The organism is Microcoleus sp. B3-A4 (assembly GCF_036705385.1).
Lineage (GTDB): Bacteria > Cyanobacteriota > Cyanobacteriia > Cyanobacteriales > Microcoleaceae > Microcoleus.
On sequence record NZ_JAUBUI010000023.1, the window covers coordinates 70,166 to 78,360 of the forward strand.

Below are 8,195 nucleotides of genomic sequence, written 5' to 3' on the forward strand. Positions count from 1 at the left end.
GGAAGGAAGAGGGAAATTTTAAAATCTATTGATATAGCAACCGCCAAGGCGGTTAGGGCATCAAGTGTAAATAGCCCCCATTGCCGTGCGATCGCAAAACCCATCTCCAAAGTTGTACTCTTCAATATCAATACTTCGGACAATTTTTGATTACCAACCGTAGAATAAGGGTTTCAAGGCTTCAAGGCGATCGAGCTAGCAAGGGAAAATCGAGGGTTTCAGACTACGAAATAAAAACATCCAGACTATTGAAATATTCAGGGCTTATGAATATTACTCGCGTCTCAGTTGACTCAGCAGGCAATCAGGGCAATCAAAGCCCATTCTCCTTCTCCTATCCTTCCATTTCGCCCGACGGGCGGTTTGTGGCATTTGAGTCTTATTCCACCAATCTCGTGCCGGGGGATACTAACCGTAGCCGGGACATCTTCGTGCGGGACACGCTCACCAATACCATCACCCGCGTCTCTGTAGACTCAGCAGGCAATCAGGCGAATGCAGACTCCTTCAGCCCCTCCATCTCAACCGACGGGAGGTTTGTGGCGTTTCATTCAGATGCCACCAACCTCGTGCCGGGGGATACTAACGATAACCCTGACATCTTCGTGCGGGACACGCTTACCAATACGACCACCCGCGTCTCTGTAGACTCAGAAGGCAATCAGGCGGACGATCAGACGTACTATGGCTCCATCAACCCTTCCATCTCAGCCGACGGACGGTTTGTGGCATTTGAGTCAAAGGACTCCAATCTCGTGCCGGGGGATACTAACGAAACCTACGACATCTTCGTGCGGGACACGCTCACCAATACCACCACCCGCGTCTCTGTAGACTCAGCAGGAAATCAGGGGAACAATACCTCCGTAGACCCATTAACACGCTACGACGACTTTAGACGCAGCGGATCTAAAAACTCCTCCATCTCAGCCGACGGGAGGTTTGTGGCGTTTCAATCATATTCCTCCAACCTTGTGCCGGGGGATACTAACTATAACCCTGACATCTTTGTGCGGGACACGCTTACCAATACCACCACCCGCGTATCAGTAGACTCAGCAGGCAATCAGGGGAACGGGGAGTCCTACAATCCCTCTATTTCAGCCGACGGGCGGTTTGTAGCGTTTAGATCTGATGCCTCCAACCTCGTGCCGGGGGATACTAACGAAACCTACGACATCTTCGTGCGGGACACGCTCACCAATACCACCACCCGCGTATCAGTAGATTCAGCAGGCAATCAGGCGAACGGCGACTCTTCCAACGCGTCCATTTCGGCCAACGGGCGCTTTGTGGCCTTTTATTCAGGTGCCAGCAACCTTGTGCCGGGGGATACTAACAATGCCTCCGACATCTTCGTGCGACACACGCTCACCAATACCACCACCCGTGTGTCAGTAGATGCAGCAGGCAATCAGGGAAACAATGGCTCCTTCTACCCCTCCATCTCAGCAGATGGGCGGAGAGTAGCGTTTAATTCAGATGCCTCCAACCTCGTGCCGGGGGATACTAAAAATACCCGCGATGTCTTTGTTTCTGACACCGGCAACACTCCAGGCAATAACCCTCCTGATAACAACATCAACGGCACTCCCGGCAACGACAACCTGACTGGCACCAGCGGCAACGATATTATCAACGGTGTGGAAGGGAACGACGTACTTACCGGTTTGCGAGGCAACGATATCCTTGTCGGGGGCGACGGCAGCGATATCCTGAATGGCGCCAAAGGTTTTGACACCCTCAACGGCGGTTTGGGAAACGATATTTTAATCGGCGGCGGGGGCAACGATGTCTTTGTTTTAGGTGCCGGGTTGGGAGTTGATACCATCGCTGATTTCGCCAACTCTCAAGATACCCTGCAATTAATCAAGGGCTTGACCTTCGGACAGCTATCAATTTCGCCGGGAACTGACGGCACATTAATTACAGTAGCTAGCAGCGGTGAAGTTTTAGCTTCTTTGATAGGTGTTGCTCCCAATCTCATCGGTTCGGAAGATTTCATCTCGGTCTAGAGATAGTAAAGTGGTCATTTGTGAAATCACTTTTGCTCAGGGAACATGATTAAAATTGGCAAACAATCCTTGTAAGTTTTGATAATTCCCAGGTCAAAACCTGGGAATATAGCAAGCCTAAAGAACAAAGCCTTGTACAACAGTAGTTTTCAAGACTCCTTCAAAAGTACGTTCTGTCTTGTCCACCAGGACAACGACATTGCGCCCGTTCGGAGACAAACGAACTTCTCGGATTGAATAAGAGAACACCCAATCTTGAAAATTGTTCAGCGATCCGAGGACACGCTGCCGACCGTTATGATTAATTACAAGACGCATGGCCGCGCTTTCTTTGCCAGCAGAAGCATTTTTTTGCCGCTGTTCCAGGCGAATTTGTAAAGGCTTTACTGTATTGACTTTGACGGCGACTGTCTCGCTTCCATTGGCTCCGGGAGTACGAGAAATAATGTTCAGTTTAGTTCCAGCTTGAGGAGGAGTTAACTTCAAAGTTTCCCTGCTATTCCAACTTTTTTTAAGCAAGTCATCTTCTGCCATTTTAGTGCTTTTATTGGAGTCGGGTTCGCCATATTTAGTTTGGATACACCCATTTTTGATGCAGGAATTTGCAGCAACTTGGACAATTTGCAATTTTGCTTTGGGAATTCCCGCTCCTGTATCTCTGGAACTTTCTAGATACAAGTAGTAATTGCTGTCGGCGGAAAAACCAGACATCCGGTGTGCGGCACGCCAGGTATTTGCCAAAGCTTCAGGGGCTAGTGCGATCGCGGCACTTGCTATAATACCTAACGAAATTAAAGGTAAAATTTTCATAGCTATATAGTCCTGTTCTGAGAGTTATAGCGGCTGTTATTGATGCGTAAAACAATAACGCTTTCGGTTTAGCTATAGGACTGTGACGATTGTCAAGTCCTCTCTCCCATTTACATGAGTGTTTCTCCATTTTCCGCAGGAGACTGTTTAAGAATGTGGAGTTTTTTCAAGTGGCATTAGAAAGCATTTTTAATGTGAGAGTTGCTTTTATCCAAGAGTGCAACTTTTAGGGGCCGCAGTTTGCTTTTGGCGGCCAGAGACTGCGATAAAGGACGGAAATACCTATCTACAGATAGGGGAACACCGATCCGATCGCCCTCGGCAACTCCCTACAATGACAATTGTACGGGCGATCGAGCAATTGCCCCTACAGCAGCCATCATTTTTAATGCAGGGAATTAAAATTTATGCAACCAAATAATCCAAACCAATTTACCGAAAAAGCCTGGGAAGCCCTCGCCCGCACCCCCGAAATCGTCAAAGCAGCCCAGCAGCAGCAGCTAGAAAGCGAACACTTGATGAAAGCTTTGCTGGAACAAGAATCGGGGCTCGCTAGCAGCTTATTTAACAAAGCGGGAGTTTCTGTAGCAAAGTTGCGCGATCGCACTGATGAGTTTATCAGTCGTCAGCCGAAAATCTCAGGAAGCGGCGGCAACGTTTATCTAGGTCGTTCTCTCGACACTTTGCTCGATCGCGCCGAAACTTATCGCAAAGACTACGGCGATGAATTTATTTCGATCGAGCATTTGATACTAGGTTACGTTAAGGACGATCGTTTTGGCAAAAATCTACTACAAGAATTTAAACTAGATGAAGGCAAGCTCAAAGATATTATTACCCAAGTCCGGGGGAAGAACAAAGTGACCGATCAAAATCCAGAAGGCAAATACGAAGCGCTGGAAAAATACGGCCGAGATTTGACTGAAGCCGCGCGTCAAGGCAAACTCGATCCGGTAATCGGACGGGATGACGAAATCCGCCGCACGATTCAAATTTTGAGCCGTCGCACCAAAAATAATCCGGTATTGATTGGGGAACCGGGAGTCGGCAAAACTGCGATCGCCGAAGGACTCGCCCAGCGAATTATCACCGGAGATGTGCCGCAATCTCTCAAAGACAGACAATTAATTAGCCTAGATATGGGCGCGTTAATTGCCGGGGCAAAATTCCGGGGAGAATTTGAAGAACGCTTGAAAGCGGTGCTCAAAGAAGTGATGGACAGCAACGGCAAAGTCATCTTATTTATCGATGAAATTCACACCGTTGTCGGTGCCGGTGCAACTCAAGGATCGATGGATGCCGGCAACTTACTTAAACCCATGTTAGCGAGGGGAGAATTGCGCTGTATCGGTGCTACAACTCTCGACGAATACCGCAAGTACCTCGAAAAAGATGCGGCACTAGAACGCCGTTTTCAACAAGTTTATGTTGACCAACCGACAGTTGAAGATACTGTCTCGATTTTGCGGGGCTTGAAAGAACGGTACGAAGTTCACCACGGCGTTAAAATTTCTGACAGCGCCCTAGTGGCGGCGGCTACTTTGTCTACTCGATATATTAGCGATCGCTTTCTTCCAGACAAAGCCATTGACTTAGTGGACGAAGCAGCCGCTAAACTCAAAATGGAGATTACCTCCAAGCCGGAAGAACTCGACGAAATCGACCGCAGGATTTTGCAGCTAGAAATGGAGAGACTGTCGCTGCAAAAAGAAAGTAACTCTGCTTCGATAGAACGCTTGGAAAGACTGGAAAAAGACTTAGCCAACTTCAAGGAACAGCAAAACGCTTTGAATGCCCAGTGGCAATCGGAAAAAGGTGTCATCGGCAGCATTCAAAAGATTAAAGAACAGATTGATAAGGTCAATATTGAAATTCAACAAGCTGAGTTAAAATATGACCTGAACCGCGCTGCGGAGTTGAAATACGGCACGTTAACTCAGTTGCAAAAGCAACTGCAAGAAGCGGAAACTCAACTGACAGCAACTCAAACCACAGGTCAAACTCTACTGCGGGAAGAAGTCACCGAATCCGACATTGCCGAGATTATTTCTAAGTGGACGGGAATTCCGATCAGCAAGTTGGTTGAATCGGAAATGCAGAAACTTCTGCAGTTGGAAGATGAACTGCACAAGCGGGTAATCGGACAGGATGAAGCGGTGACGGCGGTTGCAGATGCAATTCAGCGATCGCGCGCAGGTTTAGCCGATCCCAATCGTCCGGTTGCGAGTTTTATCTTCCTCGGCCCCACGGGTGTTGGTAAAACCGAATTAGCCAAAGCATTAGCTTCTTATCTGTTCGACACGGAAGAAGCGATCGTGCGAATTGATATGTCGGAATACATGGAAAAACACGCGGTTTCGCGGTTAATTGGTGCGCCTCCGGGATACGTCGGCTACGATGAAGGTGGACAATTAACGGAGGCTGTGCGCCGCCGTCCTTACTCCGTGATTCTATTCGATGAAATCGAGAAAGCGCACCCGGATGTATTCAACATCATGCTGCAAATTCTGGATGACGGCCGCGTTACCGATGCTCAAGGTCACACGGTAGACTTTAAGAATTCTGTGATTATTATGACATCGAATGTGGGTTCTCAATACATCTTAGATGTGGCCGGAGATAACGAACAAATGCGGAGTCGGGTGATGGAAGCGATGCGGGGAACTTTCCGCCCGGAATTCTTAAACCGGATTGATGAGATGATTATCTTCCACGGTTTGAGTAAGACAGAACTGCGGCAGATTGTGCTGTTGCAAGTTAAGCGCTTGGAAAAACGGTTAGCCGATCGCAAAATGTCTCTCAAATTGTCGGAATCTGCGATCGACTTCTTAGCAGAAATTGGTTACGATCCGGTTTACGGTGCGCGGCCTTTGAAGCGCGGAATTCAGCGCGAGTTGGAAACGCAAATGGCGAAGGGTATTTTGCGGGGAGATTTTGCTGATGGCGATACCATTTTTGTGGATATCGAGAATGAAAGGTTGGCCTTTAAGCGGCTGCCGGCGCAGTTGGTGACTGCGAAATAATTTGGGTAGGGTGGGCTGCGGCCCACCTTATTTTTTTGAGGCGGTGGTTCTTTTTTTTACCGCAGATGTAGGCGGATGGACGCGGATGGACGCGGATGGGATTGCGGGCGATCGTTCTTAAGGGCGATCGCTTTCTGATTTATCTTTTTTCTGTTCTTGACGCTCTCGAACAGATTTAGTTAGCAGGTACGTTGCCAAACTGCTAACGGATCTGCTGTCTTCTTCTGCCCATTCTTCGAGAGCTTTTTGAATCTCTTCTGGCAAGTATGCGGTAACTCGTCCCCGTGAAGCCATTCGTTGTACTGCAAAACATTTCAACAAACTCCATCTTACGCCGTGGTCATCGCTTAAGGGCGATCGCCTTCTGATTTATCTTTTTTCTGCTCTTGGCGTTCTCTGACTGCTTTAGCTGCCACATGGGAAAGCAGGTTTGCGAGCGTTCTATCTTCTTCTTCGGCCCATTCGGACAAGGCTTGATGAACGTCTTCTGGCAGTGTAACTGTGACTCGCATTCGTGAAGGCATTGGCAGGCATGGTTTTACTTCAATTGTCTTCAATCTTACACTCCAACACCCTTTGATCTCTTTTTGTGTCATTTGATGTCAATGACATCAACTTATGCACTTAGTGTATATAAGGCTCAAGCCCTAACAAGTCAAAAGCCAGCCCCTTACTGTGGAAGGTTCCGGGCTGGCTCTGGCTCCAACATTCAATGGAGACGAATTTTATGATGACATACAAACAACGCTTGTGTTGTTGGGCGATCGCCCGTCTGTTACCCACTCAGCAATGGATTATTGTTGCCCGCTTCCGCAGTCGTTCAGATGCAGACGGGCATTTTCAGTTTTTGCGACAAACTATACCTCACGTTAAGTTTGAGGTTGTGTTCGATCGCAGTGGGGAAAGTCACCGTTTATCCGCGTTGGGCAGCCCTTCCATTTCCTTCACCAGCGCGTTATAAATGGTAATTTTCGCGGCGGTTTCAGTTAACTAAACATTGGCGATCGCACTTTTTTTGATAAGTGCGATCGCTTTTACGAAGTAAGTCCCAAATTTTTATGGTAAAATCATAGTACCGATAAGTCTATTCACTCCGCAATTTCCGATTATTATTTAAGAATATGCGATCGAAACTAGAAATTACCGAGCAACACAAAAAGGTTGATGCTGCTGAAGCCGAAATCCGCGACAAGCAGCAGCTAGTTAATTACGATACCAAAGAGTATCCAGTCGAAATACTCGTTCAAAAATATATGGAAGGAAAGGATGATGATACCAATGAGTTGTTCATCCCCGACTACCAACGTGAAATGGCTTGGGATGACGCAAGGCAGTCAAAGTTTATTGAGTCTATAATTTTGGGTCTGCCAATACCTTATATTTTTGTTGCTGACATCCATGAGGACGAAAACGATGAAGCCCGTTTAGAAATAATAGATGGTACACAACGCATTCGGACTCTAACTAGATTTATAAATAACGAATTAACCTTGACAGATTTAAAGAAAATACAGAGTTTAAATGGATTTAAGTTTGCTGATTTGCCCCTAGCCCGTCAGAGGCGCTTCAACCGCACTACACTTCGGATGATTCAACTAACTGAAAGTGCAAATGAGGAAGTGCGAAGAGATTTATTTGAACGCATTAATACAGGTAGCGTCGATCTAAACGAGATGGAAAAGCGCAGAGGCATACTGCCCGGCCAGTTTCTCGAACTGATTGAGGAACTATCGAAACATGACAACTTCCGCAAATTATGCGCTTTTTCTGAGTCTGCTATTCGCAGTCGCGAACCGCAAGAATTTGTGTTGCGTTTTTTTGCATTTTTAAATAACTATAAGAATTTTAATAGTAAGATAAACATATTCCTTGATGAGTATCTGAAGCAAGTAAATAAAGATCCGAAATTCGATCGCGAAAAAATGCGGGCAGAATTCGAGTCAATGCTAAATTTTGTAGAAAAATATTTTCCTCAAGGATTTCGCCAAGGTAAAAATGGCGCAAGAACAACAACTCGGATTAAATTCGAGTCTCTGGCTGTCGGTGTTGCTCTTGCTTTGAGAAAGAACAGCAATCTTGAGCCAAAGTCAACAGACTTGCTCAATTCACAACAATTTAAGGAGCTCACAAAATCTGATGCTAGCAGTTCTAAAAATAAAGTAGTTTCACGCATTGATTATGTCCGCGATCGACTGCTAGGCTAAAGATGAATACTGTACTCTTAGATTTCAATACACGCGCTCAAGAGGTAGATGATTACTTCATCTTTTGTAAGGATTCAGGTCTTTGATTGGGGAACAAGAGAAGGCATGAAAAAGCCACAAGAATGGGCAGATATAGCATCACG

The 8,195-nt window shown here is 46.6% G+C and carries 8 protein-coding genes; 5 read left to right on the forward strand and 3 right to left on the reverse strand.

Annotated elements, in window-relative coordinates; genetic code table 11:
* Nucleotides 1–80 precede the first annotated feature (80 nt).
* Entirely contained in the window at nt 81–2,015 is a 1,935-nt protein-coding gene (locus QUB33_RS12290; protein WP_333350726.1) for a calcium-binding protein, read from the forward strand.
* Between the two features lie 117 nt (nt 2,016–2,132).
* Here the strand turns inward: QUB33_RS12290 and QUB33_RS12295 are convergent, their stop codons facing one another.
* Nucleotides 2,133–2,825, reverse strand: coding sequence for a DUF2259 domain-containing protein (locus QUB33_RS12295; protein ID WP_333350728.1), 693 nt, complete (start codon nt 2,823–2,825; stop codon nt 2,133–2,135).
* 201 nt (nt 2,826–3,026) lie between these two features.
* Here QUB33_RS12295 and QUB33_RS12300 point away from each other — a divergent pair, with 201 nt between their 5' ends.
* Together QUB33_RS12300 and clpB are read left to right on the forward strand one after the other, a co-directional pair.
* The gene (locus tag QUB33_RS12300; protein WP_333350730.1) at nt 3,027–3,227 is read left to right on the forward strand and encodes a hypothetical protein; all 201 of its coding nucleotides are present in this window, start codon (nt 3,027–3,029) and stop codon (nt 3,225–3,227) included.
* A 5-nt stretch (nt 3,228–3,232) separates the two neighbouring features.
* Nucleotides 3,233–5,848, forward strand: a complete 2,616-nt coding sequence (gene clpB / locus QUB33_RS12305) for an ATP-dependent chaperone ClpB (protein WP_333350732.1) — start codon at nt 3,233–3,235, stop codon at nt 5,846–5,848.
* 117 nt (nt 5,849–5,965) lie between these two features.
* Here the strand turns inward: clpB and QUB33_RS12310 are convergent, their stop codons facing one another.
* Together QUB33_RS12310 and QUB33_RS12315 are read right to left on the reverse strand one after the other, a co-directional pair.
* Entirely contained in the window at nt 5,966–6,142 is a 177-nt protein-coding gene (locus tag QUB33_RS12310; RefSeq protein ID WP_096829277.1) for a ribbon-helix-helix domain-containing protein, read from the reverse strand.
* Nucleotides 6,143–6,195: 53 nt separating this feature from the next.
* Nucleotides 6,196–6,372 (reverse strand): ribbon-helix-helix domain-containing protein, encoded by a 177-nt coding sequence (locus QUB33_RS12315; RefSeq protein ID WP_190662896.1) that lies wholly within the window; start codon nt 6,370–6,372, stop codon nt 6,196–6,198.
* 203 nt (nt 6,373–6,575) lie between these two features.
* Here QUB33_RS12315 and QUB33_RS12320 point away from each other — a divergent pair, with 203 nt between their 5' ends.
* Nucleotides 6,576–6,809 (forward strand): hypothetical protein, encoded by a 234-nt coding sequence (locus tag QUB33_RS12320; protein ID WP_333350735.1) that lies wholly within the window; start codon nt 6,576–6,578, stop codon nt 6,807–6,809.
* A 160-nt stretch (nt 6,810–6,969) separates the two neighbouring features.
* Nucleotides 6,970–8,052 (forward strand): DUF262 domain-containing protein, encoded by a 1,083-nt coding sequence (locus QUB33_RS12325; RefSeq protein ID WP_333350737.1) that lies wholly within the window; start codon nt 6,970–6,972, stop codon nt 8,050–8,052.
* Nucleotides 8,053–8,195 lie beyond the last annotated feature (143 nt).